Below are 15,435 nucleotides of genomic sequence, written 5' to 3'. Positions count from 1 at the left end.
GGCGTGGGTGGACGGTTTCTGTCGATTGGCGAATGCATGGTGGAACTGTCGCAGGCCGGCAACGGGCTGCTGCGCAAGGGTTTCGCCGGGGATACGTTCAATACCGCCTGGTATGCGCGCGCCTGCCTGCCGGAAGACTGGTCCGTCGATTATTTCACCGCACTCGGCGATGATCCGCTTTCGGAAGATATGCTCGCCTTCATCGCGGAAGCCGGCATCGGCACGGAAAAAATCCGTCGCATCAAGGGCGGCACACCGGGCCTTTACCTCATCAACCTGAAAGACGGCGAGCGCACCTTCAGCTATTGGCGCAACGACGCCGCCGCAAGACAGCTGGCCGCGGACGCGGATCATCTGCGCCGAACGGTGGAAAGCGCCGACGTCATCTATTTCTCCGGCATCACCCTCGCCATTCTCGCCTCCGCGCATGATGTCGATACGTTTCTGGCGGAACTTCGCCGCGCGAAAGCGGCAGGCAAGCCCGTGGTCTTCGATCCAAACATCCGCCCGCGTCTCTGGGCGGACAAGGACACGATGCTGCAAACGATCACCAATGGCGCACGCGCCGCAACGCTTGTCATGCCGAGTTTCGATGACGAAACCAGCCATTTCGGTGATAGTTCCGTGGAAGCGACCATCGACCGTTATCGTTCGCTGGGCGTCGAAAACATCGTCGTGAAAGACGGTGTAAAGGGTGCCACGCTCGATTTCGGCGGCAACCGCAGCCACGCGCCAGCGGTGGAAGCCGTGGACGTGGTGGACACGACAAGCGCGGGCGATAGTTTCAACGGCGCGTTCCTCGCCCGTTACGTGACCGGCAGTTCACCCGAAGAAGCCGCCACTTTCGCCGCAAGGGCAGCGGCAACCGTCATCGGCCATCACGGTGCGCTGATCAGCCCCGAGCTTCTGCCGCTGGTCGGATAGGCGGGGAGGCTGCCCTGAACAGGGACGATATTGACCGTCATACGGCCTGACATGATCCTGTAACACGCACGCCGCATATACGGGCGGAAGCCGGGCAATGGGGAATCGCCTGCGCGCAGATGAGCAGGATCAGTGTTTCATGACGAGAATCACGATTGTCACAGATGCCTGGCACCCGCAGGTCAACGGCGTGGTTCGCTCGATCGAAAACACCAATACCGAGCTGGCGCGGCTTGGTGTGGATGTGAACATGGTCACGCCACAGAGTTTCTACAGCATCCCCTGCCCCACCTATCCGGAAATCCGCCTCTCGGTCGCCGGTTATCGCCGTGTGGCGGCGGAGATCGAAAAAAGCCAGCCCTCCTTCGTACACATCGCCACCGAAGGTCCGCTGGGTTTCATGGCACGGCGCTGGTGCGTGAAAAACCACATGCGTTTTTCCACCAGCTATCACACCCGCTTCCCCGAATATGTCGCGGCGCGTTTTCCAATCCCGGAAAGCTGGCTTTATGCGTTCGTGCGCTGGTTCCACAATGGCGGCAACACCTGCATGGTGGCGACCCCAAGCCTTGAGACCGAGCTGGAAGCGCGCGGCGTCAAGAACCTGAAGCGCTGGAGCCGCGGCATCGATGCCGAACTGTTTCATCCCCGCCCAAAGACGACGCTGCCTTTCGATCTGCCGAGACCGATCTTCATGACCGTTGGTCGTGTGGCGGTGGAAAAGAACCTGCCGGAATTCCTCGACCTCGACCTGCCCGGATCGAAGGTCGTCATCGGCGACGGCCCGGCCCGCCACGAATTGCAGGAAAAATATCCCGGCGTGCTGTTTACCGGCGTCAAAACCGGCGAAGAGCTTGCCGACGCCTATGCGCAGGCCGATGTCTTTGTTTTCCCTTCCAAGACCGACACTTTCGGCAACACCATTCTGGAAGCGCTGGCAAGCGGCGTGCCCGTGGCCGCCTTCCCCGTTACCGGGCCGATCGATATTCTCGGTGGCAATCCCGGTGCGGGGGCACTGGACGACAATCTTCGCAATGCCTGTCTGGCGGCGCTTCATTGTTCGCCGCAGGAGGCGCTGGCACTTTCCAGAAGCTACAGCTGGGAAAAGGCCTCACGGCAATTCCTCGACAATGTCATCCACGCGGCGGGAAAATCCCTACCGCTCCTGTCGCGTTCACAGCTTGCCTGAAGGCAGGCACATCCCCGGTTTTTTTGCGCGGGGACAGTGGACGAAACATGACGGGAATGTCACAAGGCAATCAGGACGCGACCGCCGTTATCTTTAGAACGGGGTCGGGCTGCTGATTGACGTCAGGCGGTTGCCGCGAGATTACGCTGGCCGTCCTATTTCCCGATGATACGCCGCCAGCCCCCTTGAGATGCCGCTTCAGGATAAAGCAAGCAGCTCTTTTTGCTGGGCTGCTGACCATTGATTGATCTTCTCGATAATCTCCATTGGCGCCATCGGCAGGGCGCTGTTGGGGATGACAGCCACCGTCCCGTGAAAAACCAGCACCAGACTATCCTGCGGCGTGAGTGCGAGATGGTAGCGCGCCCAGCTCAGCTGCACGGTGTCCAGTCTTGTGACCTGCTTGTAACCCTCGGGTCCTATCTCCACCTGTGTGTGAGGCGAATACATCCGATCATTGGCAATATTCCAATGTGCCAGGACCTCGTAATAGGATTTCATCTCCCTTCTCGAGCCCCGCGAGACAATGAACCATATGGCGAGGGCCACAAACGGTGCGGGTGCAAACACCCAATAACCGACCACCGGCCAGACGCCGGGAAACCACGGCAGACTTATGGAATAGATGGCAGCGGCAGCCAGTCCCGCAAACGAGGATAGATGCGCTCTTGCCGAGGCAAAATGGCGCTTCCAGGACTTGTCACAAATCATACTGTAATTTTCATAGGCCTGATTTTGATAGCCGTAGACATAATACGGCACATGTTTCGGGTCGGGCGTGAAGCTGATTGAAATGGTGTCATCGGCCATAGGAGCACATCAATCCCGTCCCTGATGCAGTTTAATCTGCGTAACAGGGTTGCCCTTATAAATCAAAAGACCTTTCGCTGCCGAAACCTTTAGGGATCAGCGCCGTGCGGCAAAACCCGCCTTCACCATGCTCCGGAAAGCATTTGCCCGGAAAGCGGCACAGTCCGTGCCTTGCCATCCCGATCCGTCACCGACAATGATGCCGACATCTGTTTCGGCGACTTGCGGAACCAGTTGGCGGCGACGCTTGCCATATCGCCGAGCATCGCGTGGCGGTGCCAGTCGGCAAAGCGTTTTGCCGTCGCTTCAGGTTCTGAACGGTAGAAGAAATCGCCGGATTGCCCGAGATCGTTGATGGACGCCGCCATCGCCGACAGCGGGCGCTGAAACATCTTCGGCGGCACTGACAGGCCCCGCGCACTATCCGAAAAAGCCGGCGTCATGAAATCGATCGCCCATCCATCCGCCTCGACCCAGCAATGGAAATTGTCGCCCGCGCCCGTCACGTAACCATCCTCGCGATGATCCGCGAACAGCAGAACCTTGCCTCCGAGATTATAGGCGGCAAGCCCGCCCTTCGGCACAGCTTTCACCTTGTAGTGCTGCTGGAGAATGAACGCACCGAATGTGCTGAAATACATGGAAGCCGAAGCGGGATCGGCATTCTGGCTGAGAAGCAGGCTGTTGATGACCCGGTAAATCCGGTGATAGTCGGTCTGCTTGATCAGCATGGTTTTTCACTTTTCTAAGGCAGGACGTTGGACGAGCGTCCGCCGCTTGTTTCTTCTCCCCGAGGGGGAGAAGGTCGCGGCAGCGGGATGAGGGCGCGAGGCCGTCGATATGGGAGAGGTTGCCCCCTCATCCGACCCTTCGGGCCACCTTCTCCCCGGCGGGGAGAAGAAATACGCCGCGACGCCTCACGTCAAAATCAACGCCGCTTCTTCGCCTTGCTCTCAAACGGATTATCGGACCCGCGATAATGCACGCGGATCGGCACGCCCGGCATGTCGAAATCCTTGCGCAGGCCGTTCACCAGATAACGCGTATAGCTCTCCGGAATAGCTTCCGGGCGAGTGCAGGAAATCATGAAAGCCGGCGGGCGGGCTTTTACCTGCGTCATATATTTCAGCTTCAGGCGACGGCCGGAAACGGCCGGCGGCGGATGCTGCGTGGTCTGTCCATCCAGCCAGCGGTTCAGCTTGGCGGTCGAGATACGGCGGTTCCAGACCTTGTCCGTATCGATGATGCTCTGCATCAGCCGGTCGAGACCATAACCCGTCTGGCCGGACATCGGCACGGCGCGAATGCCGCGCGCCTGCGGCAGAAGCCGCTCGGTCTTCTCACGCAGATCGGCAAGATAGGCCTGCGGGTCTTCAACCAGATCCCATTTGTTGAAAGCGAGCACGGCGGCTCGGCCTTCACGGATGACGAGATCGACCAGCTGCAGATCCTGCTTTTCGAACGGGATGGTGCTGTCGAACACGATCACCACCGTTTCGGCAAAACGGATGGAGCGCAGCGAATCCGCGACCGAAAGCTTCTCCAGCTTCTCCGTCACCTTGGCCTTGCGGCGCATGCCGGCCGTATCGAACATCTTGATGGTGCGGCCGCGCCAGTCCCATTCAACGGAAATGCTGTCGCGGGTAATGCCGGCCTCCGGGCCGGTCAGCAGGCGGTCTTCGCCGAGGAACCGGTTGATGAGCGTCGACTTGCCCGCATTCGGTCGGCCGATGATGGCGACGCGCAGCGGCTTGGTCTCGTCATAGACGGGCTCTTCGTCTTCTTCTTCCTCGCTGCCCGGCTCAGTGCGCGGAAGCACGATGTCGGTCTCCGCCTCGTCCACTTCAGGCGGGAAAGCGACGTCTTCGCCAATCGCCTCGACAATGGCGTCGCGCAGGTCGATCATGCCCTGGCCATGTTCGGCAGAGACAGGGCAAGGCTCGCCAAGACCGAGGGTGAAGGCGTCATAGAAGCCGGCATCGGAACCGCGCGCTTCGGACTTGTTGGCCACCAGCACCACCGGCTTGCCGCGACGGCGCAGCATTTCGCCCAGCGTCTCGTCGGCAGGCGTCAGGCCAGCCTTGGCGTCGATGACGAACAGCGTCACATCGGCCTCATCGATCGCCGCTTCCGTCTGTGCCCACATGCGGCCCTGAAGCGTTTCCGGCCCGGATTGCTCCAGACCAGCGGTATCGATGATGGTGAAGCGCAGGTCGATGAGCTTCGCGTCGCCGGGACGGCGGTCACGGGTCACACCCGGCGTGTCGTCCACCAGCGCCAGCTTCTTTCCGACCAGACGGTTGAAAAGGGTGGACTTGCCGACATTGGGGCGCCCGACTATGGCGACGGTGAAGCTCATTGTTGTCTGTTCCTTAGAGCAAGTCTGCCCAAAACGTTACCTGTTTTGGGCAAAAGACATGCGTAAAATAAAGAGTTGGATCGCTTTGGCAATGCGAAGATATGCCGGGACGATCTGGCTCGGAGAAGCGGCTTTAAGCAGCTTTGCCCGAAGCGGTGATATTGTCGAGCATGATCTGCGCGCGGTTCGTCACATTGCGCGGCGCCTGCGTGTCGCTGATGATCTGCTCGAACCATTGTTTGGCCTTGGCGAAATCGCCAGCCTTGTAGGCGGCAAGACCCAGCGCCTCACGGGCGGAGGCGCGCATGGTCTGGCCTTCTGCGCTCAGAGGCTCGGCCAGCGCAACCACCTGATCATAGGTGCCGTTATCGACCAAAAGCCATGCAGCGCGCACCTTGGCCGTGTCACGAAACACCTGCGGTGCCGAAGTATCGTTGCCGATGGCGGTGAAAGCGGCGATGGCGCCGGCCGCATCACCCTTTTGCGACAGCAGCGTGGCTGAGCGGAACTTCGCCAGAACCGGATAATTGCCGTGGCCGGAGGTTTCGAGATCGGAGAATGCCTTCAGCGCTTCATCCGTCTTGTTTTCGGAAGCAAGCGTCAAGGCCGCCAGAAACTGGTCGCCGGAATTGGAAGCGCGGCTGGTGTTCCAGTATTCGTAGATACCGGCGCCAGCGGCACCGACAACCACGAGAATGGCGGCGCCGACGACCACGATACCGTACCGGCCCCAGAAGCGCGACAGCTGCTCGGAGCGGATCTGCTCGTTCACTTCGCGGATAAAGGTATCATTTTCGTTTGCCATCAAATTCTCCGTTACCCGCGCGGAGATCGTTACCGATCCATCCGTCTGCGGACATACCAAGCCGCTTACCCGGACAGGCACAAGCATGGCCGACCGGGTCATGGTCGGCCTTCTAGCCTATTTTGCCTGATATGTAAGGGGGAAACGTCGATTTCCTACATCGCGATCGGCTGAACGCCGATCAACCATTCGTGCAGTTTCAGGATGAAAGCCCCCCAGAGAACGATGCCGCCGACAATGGCCACCAGATCGTAGCGGCCCGAGACGAACGAACGAACCACTTTTTCGCCCGCTCTCTCGCGACGCTTCAGCGAAATCCGCATCACCACACCCCAGGCGAGGAACGAGGCAAAGAGCAGGATCGAAGAGGTTTCGCCATTCGCCAGAAGATGGGCGAGCGCCCAGATCTTGACGGAGAGGATGAGCGGATGTTTCGTCTTCGTCGCAATGTGGCCAGCCGGTATGAGGCTGGCGATAAGACAGATCATCGCCGGCAGCATCAGGGTCACGGCAAGATGGCTCGTCCAGACCGGCGGATACCACAACATGCCCGTCTCCTGCCGGGCTTCCCCGAAGGCATAGATGACGAGACCGAGCGTGATGAGGCTGGCGAGGGAATAGACGCCCTTGAAAGGACCTTCACCCATTTTCGCGATCAGCCGCGCGCGAAACTGCGGCGCAAACACTTTCAAAAGATGCGTCAGGAAAAACAAGGCAAGACAGAGTACGAGAAAAAGCATGAAACACAGTCCCCGGTGGATCGGAACGCGGCCAAAATAACCGCGAGGCAGAACAGGAATTAGGCTTAAAGACATTTAAAAGCCAGACTATTCAAAGCTTCGCCTTATTCCACCCGCAAAAGGCCACGATGTTTCATATGACGGATGACTGATGTTTCGCGAATTTGCCGCTTTTTCCCTGTCGCTTCTCACCGCCCTGCCCGCTTTTGCCGAAAATACGGAAAAGCCGAAGCAGCTCGTCATCGTGTCTTTTGATGGCGCAGGCGACAATACGCTATGGGAAAGAAGCCGGGCGACAGCGAAGGAAGTCGGCGCGCATTTCACCTATTTTCTCGCCTGCACACTGGTGCTGGATCGCAAGACCAGCGCCAAGACCTATCAGGGACCCGGCCAGAAGGCCGGTCGCTCCAATGTCGGTTTCGGCCAGTCGCCGGAAGAGGTGGAGGCAAGGCTCAGAAACATCTGGGCCGCCTATCGCGAAGGTAACGAGATCGGCAACCACACCTGCGGCCATTTCGATGGCGGGCAGTGGACAGCGGAACAATGGGACGGCGAATTCACCACCTTCACCAGCATGCTGGAAAACGCCTGGCAGATGATCGGCAAGAAGGGCGAGGAACCGGAAGGCTGGCGCGCCATGGTGAAGAACATCAACGGTTTCCGCGCCCCTTATCTGTCGCAAGGACCGGCTTTGACCGCCGCGCAAAAGAAGCACGGCTTCGTTTATGACGCCACCAGCGTCACCAAGGGCCCGGAATGGCCGGTGGAGCGTGACGGTATTCAACATTTCGGCCTGCCGCTCATACCGGAAGGATCTGGCAACCGGCCCATCATCGCCATGGACTACAATCTCTTCATCCGCCATTCCATCGGCGTCGAGACACCGGATCGTTCGAAGGAATTCGAGGAACGCGCCTACACGGCCTTCCGCAACGCTTTCGACAGGCAATATAATGGCGAGCGCATTCCGCTACAGATGGGCTTTCACTTCGTGAAGATGAATGGCGGCGCCTATTGGAACGCCTATGAGCGCCTGCTGCGCGAAGTCTGCCGGAAAGACGATGTCGCCTGCGTGAGTTATGCTGAGTCGATGCCGATGATCGAGGCCCGCAAGAAGCAGAAGACCGAGGGCTGAAATTATCAGCTCGCGCAAAAAAGGCGGCCGGTTGGCCGCCTTTTTTGTTTTCGTCAGGGCTTGTTGGCCGCCAGCTCACCTGCTTCCGCTTCCCGCTGAAGATAACGCTCGTCGATGTCAGGCAGGGGTTTGTCGTCGATCGCGGCTTCGAAGGCCACGAGACGTTTATGGATGGAAAGCAGTTCGATGATCGTCGTCCAGGAATTGACCAGATACTGAAACGAATTGCTGACCTGACCGAAGGCCGTGGCGATCTGCTGGTAGATACCATAGGTGATCTTGCCGGCCACGATGGTAGGTACAAGCATCAGGAGCAGGAACACCGCATCGGCCTGGATGTAGAAATACCGCGCCACGTTGAAATAGAGATAGTGCCAGTACATGCGGAAATAGTTCTTCCGCACATTGGAATAGAGCTCCTTGACTGTCGGCGGCTGGGCGCGGTCGGCGTGATCCTCGCCATAGACCAGTTCCTTACGATAGGCGGCTTCCACACGCTGGTTGCGGAAGTTCAAGCCGGGCAGCTTGATGCCGACCGTCGCCAGCAGCACCGTACCGAATATGGACCAGACGATCGCCAGCCAGAACAGCGCATGCGGCACTTCGCCGATGATCGGCAATTCAGAGACATAGGACGACAGCGCAAACAGGATCGGCAGGAAAACGACGAGCGTCATCACCGAGTTGATCAGGGTGATGCCCAACGCCTCCAGCGTCGAGGAGAACCGCATCGTATCTTCCTGAACACGCTGGGAAGCACCTTCGATATGGCGCAGCTTTTCCCACTTGGACATGTAGAAGTCGTTCATCGCGGTTCGCCAGCGGAAGATGTAATGGCTGGTGAAGAAATCCGTCAGGATCGAAACCGCCATGCTGAGAAAGGCGATCTTGGCGAAGACGATCTGGAGGCTGTAGAAATCCCAGACTTCGATACCCGGTTGTTTGGAAAGGGCATTTTGCAGAAGATCGCCAAAAGGCCGCCGGAAATTGTTGATGACGACGGAAATCTGAACGCCGAAATAGGTCACCGCGATAATCAGCAGCGATCCCCATATGGACCAGAGTTTCCAGGGGTGATCCCTGGCGATGACGGTCCAGACAACGCCGAATAACGCCAGGCACGATGCGAGATAGCCGTAAAAGAACAGATTTGCGGGAACCAGAAAATAGCTGAGATCGTAGGGTTCCTGCTCGGGCATCACATAACCCCAAGACCTGCCTACGCTATCAACGATGAAGTACCAGGCAAGGATGGCGACGAAGGCCCAGACAATCGCGGAGATGAAGAACAATTTGGGCTTGGGAAAGAAAGAATGAAACACGTTTAGAACTCACGCGCGTTTGAAATCAGCCATTATTGGCGAAGCACTAGATGGCCCGAACCTAGGGCAGAAATTTGTGCACAGCAACGGCGAAGCGCGGACCTTAACAAGATGTAAGGCGCGAACGGCAGATCGATCCCGGCGAAAAGCCTCGCAAAAGGTCTGGATTGGTGCCGGGGACCCCGTGCAGGCTCAACGCAGCCGCTCGGCGGCAAGAACCGGCAGCATCAGCACGATACTGACGACCAGCACGGCGGAGGCGAGAATGCTGGGCGCGGTAAAACTTCCCGTCACCTCGGCGATCCACCCGGCGGCCAGCGGCCCGACGATCTGCCCCGTTCCGAAGGCCGCCGTCATCAGCGCGAAGGCGCGGCGCGGGCTTGGCCCGGCAAATTCCCGGCCGAGCTGCAGGCCATAGGCGGTGATGACCATGAAGGTCAGCCCCAGAAGCAGACCGCCCGCCAGAACGCCAGGCACCGGCGGCAGCATCACGGAAGCGAAGACGCCGACGGCTTCGACGGCAAGAACGATCACGAAGGCCCGTTTCAGCCCCTTCGCCTTCAGCAGCGGTTTCCACAGGAACAGCGAAACGGCGGCGGCGCAGCCGGTGATGAACCACGCCAGAAATTCCACGAAAGCGCCGGCCGCCGCCATGCGGGCAATCGCCACGATGAAGGTGGCGGTGATGACATAACCGAAACCGAACAGCCCATAGGCGAGCGTTGTCAGAAACAGCGGCCGCGTCCATTGAAGCGGCGGCTCCGCCGCCGAGGACGCATGCCGCGGCGGGCCTGCGGGCAGCACCCGCCAGACAAGCAGAAATGTCAGGAAGGAAAAGACCGCGCCGGCAATCCACTCCTCCCGCCAGGAGGCGCCGCCACCATCAAAAACCACACCGATCAGATAGACCGCAAGCGAGGAGATGGCGATACCCGCGCCAACCCCGCCATAATGCAGCGCCTGAATATGATCCTTGCCGGCCTTCATGGCGTGGCCGATGACGATCTGCGACGTGAAGATCATGGTCAGCGCGCTGGCGACACCGGCGAGAAAGCGGATGATGGTGAAGGCCGCGACGGAATTGAACGCGGCCATGGCAAGCAGCAGCGCAGCCGTGGAAAACAGACCACCAAGCGCGACCAGCCGCTCCCGTCCAGAACCCCAGGAATAGGCCGAAAGCACCGCACCCGCCAGATAACCGGCAAAATTCCCCGCCGCGACAATGCCCGCATCCCCCGCCGAAAGCGGCACATCCGCCATCATGCCAGGCAGGATGGGGGTGAAGGAAAAGCGGCCGAAACCCATGGCGGACGCCATCATGAGAGCCCCGGCGAAACCGAGTGCAGTCAGATGTCTGGCGGAAAGTGGCTTGTCGGTGGTCATGCATGGCTTATCGCAATCGGGCGGATAAGCGACAAGCGAGTTATTTTGATCGGCGTCATAAGCCGGATTTATCGGTCACGCGGCGAGCAGCGATGCGTTCCGAGTGTGCCGCGTATTTCTTCTCCCCGAGAGGGAGAAGGTGGCCCGAAGGGTTCGGATGAGGGGGCAACGTTGCCGGATTTTCGGAGAGCTTGCCCCCTCAACCCGCTGCCGCGACCTTCTCCCCGGCGGGGAGAAGAAACAAGCGGCACGCACTCCCCTTAAAAGCGAGGATGACGGAGAGGAGGTTTAGCTGTCATTCAACCAGCGTCAGCACCAGCGGCCCGTTCTTCGTCGCCACTACGGTATGCTCATACTGCACAGTCGGCGCGCTCGGATCGCTGTAGAGCGTCCACGGATCGTCATCACCATCTTCGGCCCAATAGGCCCCTGTCGAAAGAAACGGCTCGACGGTAAACACCATGCCTTCCTGCATGATGCGGCGCTCGTCCTTGTCCGGCCAGGTCGCCAGTTCCTTCGGCTCCTCATGCAGGGAGCGGCCGATGCCGTGGCTCGCCAGATTGGTGATCAGCGTATAGCGGTTCTTTTTCGCGAAAGCGCCGATGGCATTGCCGATATCGGCGAAGGGCCGCCCGGTTTTCACCTGCTGCAGGCCTGTCCACATGGCGCGTTTGCCATCACGGCACAGCCGTTCGATATCCTTCTTCACCGGCGGCACGGCAAAAGACGAACCCGTATCGCCGAAAAAGCCGTTCTTCACCGCTGAGACATCGATATTGACGAGATCACCCGCCTTGATGATGCGTGGCCCCGGAATACCGTGGGCCACTTCCTCGTTGACGCTGATGCAGGTCGCGCCGGGAAACTTGTAGCAGAACTCCGGCGCGGATTGCGCACCATTGTCCTCCAGCACCTTGCGGCCGATCGCATCCAGTTCGGCCGTGGTGATGCCGGGTTCCAGCGCGTCCGCCATGGTCTGCATGGCAACGGCGCACAAACGGCCGATATCCTTCAGCAGATCAAGTTCTTCTTCGGTGGAAATGACCATGTCTCTGTCCGTCGTTCTATTTGGCGGGTCTGAAAACGCCCGCCTTGGTAATCATCAGGCCGTGGCTTTCACCGGATCGGCACTCCCCGTCAATTCTTTTCTGACAACAGGGGCGACTTTCGTACCATAAAGCTCGATGCCGCGCATGATCTGATCATGCGGCATCAACCCGATGGCCATCTGCAGCAGGAAGCGATCATTCTTGAACACGCCATGTGCCTTGATGATCTTTTCCGCCACCAGTTCCGGTTCGCCAAGGAAGAGATTGCCCTCCGGCCCGCGCGCTGCATCGAAATGGGCGCGGTTCGTCGGCCCCCAGCCGCGCTCGCGGCCGATGCGGTTCATCACCTCCGCCTGCGGCCCGTAAAACTGGTCCGCCGCCTTGTCGGTGGTGTCGGCAATGAAGCCGTGCACATTGATGCTGGTGCGCAGCTTCGTCTTCTCCTGTCCCGCCCGGCGTGCTGCCTCATGGTAGAGGTCGAACAACGGTGCGAAACGGCGATATTCGCCGCCGATGATGGCGAGCGCTACCGGCAAGCCCATGGCGCCTGCCCGCGCCACCGATTGCGGCGTGCCGCCCACGGCGATCCACACGGGCAGACGTTCCTGCAACGGACGCGGATAAACGCCGCGCCCATTGATGGCCGGATGTTTGGTGCCGGACCAGGTGACGATTTCCTGCTCGCGCAGCGCCAGAAGCAGATCAAGCTTTTCGGAAAACAACACGTCGTAATCTTCGAGGTCGTAACCGAACAGCGGGTAGGATTCGATAAAAGAACCACGCCCGGCCATGATTTCGGCGCGACCGTTCGAGAGAAGATCGACGGTCGAAAATTGCTGGAAAACCCGCACCGGATCATCCGAACTCAACACCGAGACGGCGCTGGTGAGACGGATGTTCTTCGTCTTCACCGCCGCAGCCGCAAGCACGGTGGAGGGTGAGGAAGCGACATAATCCGGGCGGTGGTGCTCGCCCAGCCCGAAAACATCAAGCCCGACCTGATCGGCAAGCTCGATTTCCTCAAGAAGATCCTTCAGACGGCGCGCGCCTTCCGGCCCGCGGCCATCGGCCGGGTTGGGATTGACATCCGCGAATGTGTAAAGACCGAGTTCCATAAACGATACCTCTGTTTGCTTGCCTGAGAGATAGGGACGGGCGGCCCGGCAGACAAACGTAAAATCTGCCGCAAAATCTGGATGCTTAGCGTCGAAAAAATCGATGGCCGCAGCGCCAGGAACCGTGCTGACCTCTCAATCCTAAATGGCGATTGCCAGCCTGCCCCCTTTGGGCATAACCTGCTGAAATATGTGCGAAGTAATGCAAAAAGGGGAAAGCATGCATCGGACAGTTATCGTGACAGGCTCCACCAGCGGTATCGGCCTTGGCATCGCCCAGCGATTTGCGCGGGAAGGCGCCAATATCGTGCTGAACGGCTTTGGCGACGAGGACGAGATTGAAAAACTGCGCCTTTTGCTGGAGGCCGAAAGCGGCGGGCGTGTGCTTTACCACCCGGCCGATATGACGAAGCCGCACGAGATCGCCGACCTCATCAATTCCTCCCACGAAAAGCTCGGCTCGGTGGATGTGCTCATCAACAATGCCGGCATCCAGCATATCGCGCCCATCGAGGACTTCCCGACGGAAAAATGGGACTGGATCATCGCCATTAATCTGACCAGTTCCTTCCATACCATGCGCGCCGCGATACCGCTGATGAAAAAGGCCGGTAAAGGCCGCATCATCAACATTTCCTCGGCCCATGGCCTCGTCGCCTCGCCGTTCAAATCGGCCTATGTGGCGGCCAAACACGGCATCATGGGCCTGACGAAGACGGCAGCGCTTGAACTTGCGCAGACCGGCGTCACCGTCAATGCCATCTGTCCCGGTTATGTTCTGACACCGCTTGTCGAAAAGCAGATACCGGAAATGGCCAAGATGCGCGGCATCAGCGAAGAGGCGGTGAAGAACGACGTGATGCTGGAATTGCAGGCAACCAAACAATTCGTCACTGTCGACGATGTGGCGGCTGCCGCGCTGTTTCTGGCCAGCGACGCGGCCAGCAACATCACCGGTACCCATATTTCCGTCGATGGCGGCTGGACGGCGCAATAATTGCCGGAATTTCTTTCCGTTATGGAAACAATGAATTGCCAAAACGGAAATCGATATGCACGCGTGGTCGTGCATAGATGTATCGGGATAATGACAAGAAACCGGCTCGGCAGCCGGACAAAAAGCAGGGCATTGCATGAAAGACGCGATCAGCTTCATCCTCAACAGCGAAACCATCTCGCTTAGGGATTTCGGACCGACCGACACGCTTCTCGATTACCTCCGCATCAGCAAGCGGTTGACCGGGACCAAGGAAGGCTGCGCGGAAGGCGACTGCGGCGCCTGCACGGTGCTGGTCGGGCGGCTGCTGGATGGTTCGCTGCGGTATGAAAGCGTCAATGCCTGCATCCGTTTTTTAGGCTCGCTGCACGGCACCCATATCGTCACGGTGGAGCATCTGGCCGCCCGCGACGGCACGCTTCATCCCGTGCAGCAGGCGATGGTGGATTTCCACGGGTCGCAATGCGGTTTCTGTACGCCTGGCTTCATCATGTCGCTCTATGGCCTCTGGCTGACCAGCGAAAAACCCGGCCGCGCCGATATCGAAAAGGCGCTGCAAGGCAATCTCTGTCGATGCACGGGTTATGAGCCGATCGTGAAGGCCGCCGAAAAAATCGCCGCTGCGCGCCCAAGCGCGTTGTTCGACCCGCTGCAACGCGACCGGACCGACATCATGGCACGGCTCTGGGCAATCCGCGAAAACGAGACGATCACCGTCATCAGAGGCGAGGATCGCACCATCATTCCGGCGACGCTTTCCGATTTGACCGAGATTTACGCCGCTGAACCGAAGGCCACCATCGTCGCCGGCTGCACCGATGTCGGCCTGTGGGTGACGAAGCAGATGCGAGCGCTGAACCCGGTCATCTTCATCAACAATCTCGGGGATTTGCAGACGATTACCGTGGATGAGGACGGCGTCACGCTCGGTGCCGGCGTCACCTACAGCCAGGCCTTCAAGACCATTGCAGACCATTTCCCACCGCTTGCCCGGCTGTTTAACCGCCTCGGCGGCGAACAGGTGCGCAATATGGGAACCATCGGCGGCAACATCGCCAACGGCTCGCCCATCGGCGATACACCACCGGCGCTGATCGCGTTTGGCGCGACGCTCACCCTGCGCTCGTCTTCCGGCGGCCGCACCCTGCCGTTGGAGAGCTATTTCATCGACTATGGCAAGCAGGACCGGCTGAGCGGCGAATTCGTCGAAAAACTCTTCATACCGTCCCAAAGACCGGAAAGCCATTACGCCGTCTACAAGATTTCCAAGCGCCGCGACGAGGATATTTCCGCGCTGTGCGCCGCTTTCAATCTGACACTCGACGCTGAAGGCACCATCGAAGACATCCGCATCGCCTTTGGCGGCATGGCCGGCACGCCGAAACGGGCCGCGCATCTGGAGGCAGCCCTTCTCGGCAAGGCGTGGTCGCAGGATACGATCGACGCGGCGCGTGATGTGCTGGACGAGGATTTCACACCGCTAACCGACTGGCGCGCGACCGCCGAATATCGCCAATTGACGGCCAAGAACCTGCTGACGCGGTTCTTCCTTGAGACTTCGGGCGAAAAGCAGGAACTTGCGCGCTTCACGCTGGAGGAGGCTTGAC

The 15,435-nt window shown here is 59.3% G+C and carries 14 protein-coding genes; 5 read left to right on the top strand and 9 right to left on the bottom strand.

The features are described 5' to 3' along the window. Positions 1 to 3 precede the first annotated feature (3 nt). Together FCH38_RS07365 and FCH38_RS07360 are read left to right on the top strand one after the other, a co-directional pair. Positions 4 to 924 carry a PfkB family carbohydrate kinase gene (locus tag FCH38_RS07365; protein WP_174373362.1) on the top strand — a complete coding sequence of 307 codons (921 nt, stop codon included), beginning with the start codon at positions 4 to 6 and terminating at the stop codon, positions 922 to 924. Positions 925 to 1,063: 139 nt separating this feature from the next. Next, positions 1,064 to 2,113 (top strand): bifunctional monoglucosyl/glucuronosyl diacylglycerol synthase, encoded by a 1,050-nt coding sequence (locus FCH38_RS07360; RefSeq protein WP_149899986.1) that lies wholly within the window; start codon positions 1,064 to 1,066, stop codon positions 2,111 to 2,113. Positions 2,114 to 2,311: 198 nt separating this feature from the next. On the opposite strand, the gene FCH38_RS07355 is transcribed toward FCH38_RS07360, so the two are convergent. The 5 genes from FCH38_RS07355 to FCH38_RS07335 form a co-directional block, all read right to left on the bottom strand. Beyond that, positions 2,312 to 2,923, bottom strand: a complete 612-nt coding sequence (locus FCH38_RS07355; RefSeq protein WP_174373361.1) for a hypothetical protein — start codon at positions 2,921 to 2,923, stop codon at positions 2,312 to 2,314. A gap of 122 nt (positions 2,924 to 3,045) precedes the next feature. Further along, positions 3,046 to 3,654 (bottom strand): DUF2026 family protein, encoded by a 609-nt coding sequence (locus FCH38_RS07350; RefSeq protein WP_149899985.1) that lies wholly within the window; start codon positions 3,652 to 3,654, stop codon positions 3,046 to 3,048. A 197-nt stretch (positions 3,655 to 3,851) separates the two neighbouring features. Next, positions 3,852 to 5,282, bottom strand: coding sequence for a ribosome biogenesis GTPase Der (gene der, locus FCH38_RS07345; protein ID WP_149899984.1), 1,431 nt, complete (start codon positions 5,280 to 5,282; stop codon positions 3,852 to 3,854). Positions 5,283 to 5,415: 133 nt separating this feature from the next. Further along, entirely contained in the window at positions 5,416 to 6,087 is a 672-nt protein-coding gene (locus FCH38_RS07340) for a tetratricopeptide repeat protein (RefSeq protein WP_149899983.1), read from the bottom strand. Between the two features lie 155 nt (positions 6,088 to 6,242). After that, positions 6,243 to 6,827, bottom strand: coding sequence for an NnrU family protein (locus tag FCH38_RS07335; protein WP_149899982.1), 585 nt, complete (start codon positions 6,825 to 6,827; stop codon positions 6,243 to 6,245). A 151-nt stretch (positions 6,828 to 6,978) separates the two neighbouring features. Here FCH38_RS07335 and FCH38_RS07330 point away from each other — a divergent pair, with 151 nt between their 5' ends. Further along, on the top strand, positions 6,979 to 7,962 hold the full coding sequence (locus tag FCH38_RS07330) for a polysaccharide deacetylase family protein (protein ID WP_174373360.1): 984 nt from the start codon (positions 6,979 to 6,981) through the stop codon (positions 7,960 to 7,962). 53 nt (positions 7,963 to 8,015) lie between these two features. Here FCH38_RS07330 and sbmA read toward each other — a convergent pair whose 3' ends face one another. The 4 genes from sbmA to FCH38_RS07310 all read right to left on the bottom strand — a co-directional run bounded on the left by sbmA (position 8,016) and on the right by FCH38_RS07310 (position 12,831). Beyond that, positions 8,016 to 9,284 carry a peptide antibiotic transporter SbmA gene (gene sbmA, locus FCH38_RS07325; RefSeq protein WP_174373359.1) on the bottom strand — a complete coding sequence of 423 codons (1,269 nt, stop codon included), beginning with the start codon at positions 9,282 to 9,284 and terminating at the stop codon, positions 8,016 to 8,018. Positions 9,285 to 9,476: 192 nt separating this feature from the next. Next, positions 9,477 to 10,667, bottom strand: coding sequence for an MFS transporter (locus FCH38_RS07320; protein ID WP_174373358.1), 1,191 nt, complete (start codon positions 10,665 to 10,667; stop codon positions 9,477 to 9,479). A gap of 295 nt (positions 10,668 to 10,962) precedes the next feature. After that, a complete protein-coding gene (gene map / locus FCH38_RS07315; RefSeq protein WP_153514915.1) occupies positions 10,963 to 11,715 on the bottom strand; it encodes a type I methionyl aminopeptidase in 753 nt (250 codons plus the stop codon). Between the two features lie 54 nt (positions 11,716 to 11,769). Further along, positions 11,770 to 12,831, bottom strand: a complete 1,062-nt coding sequence (locus FCH38_RS07310) for an LLM class flavin-dependent oxidoreductase (RefSeq protein WP_153514914.1) — start codon at positions 12,829 to 12,831, stop codon at positions 11,770 to 11,772. Between the two features lie 220 nt (positions 12,832 to 13,051). On the opposite strand from FCH38_RS07310, the gene FCH38_RS07305 reads away from it, so the two are divergent. Beyond that, complete coding sequence (locus tag FCH38_RS07305; RefSeq protein WP_174373357.1) at positions 13,052 to 13,828, top strand: 3-hydroxybutyrate dehydrogenase; 777 nt, start codon at positions 13,052 to 13,054, stop codon at positions 13,826 to 13,828. Between the two features lie 136 nt (positions 13,829 to 13,964). Continuing rightward, complete coding sequence (gene xdhA, locus FCH38_RS07300) at positions 13,965 to 15,434, top strand: xanthine dehydrogenase small subunit (protein WP_174373356.1); 1,470 nt, start codon at positions 13,965 to 13,967, stop codon at positions 15,432 to 15,434. Position 15,435 lies beyond the last annotated feature (1 nt).

It is taken from the genome of Agrobacterium tumefaciens, assembly GCF_013337285.1.
Classification (GTDB): domain Bacteria; phylum Pseudomonadota; class Alphaproteobacteria; order Rhizobiales; family Rhizobiaceae; genus Agrobacterium; species Agrobacterium burrii.
This window is presented reverse-complemented; position numbering and strand designations above follow the sequence as displayed.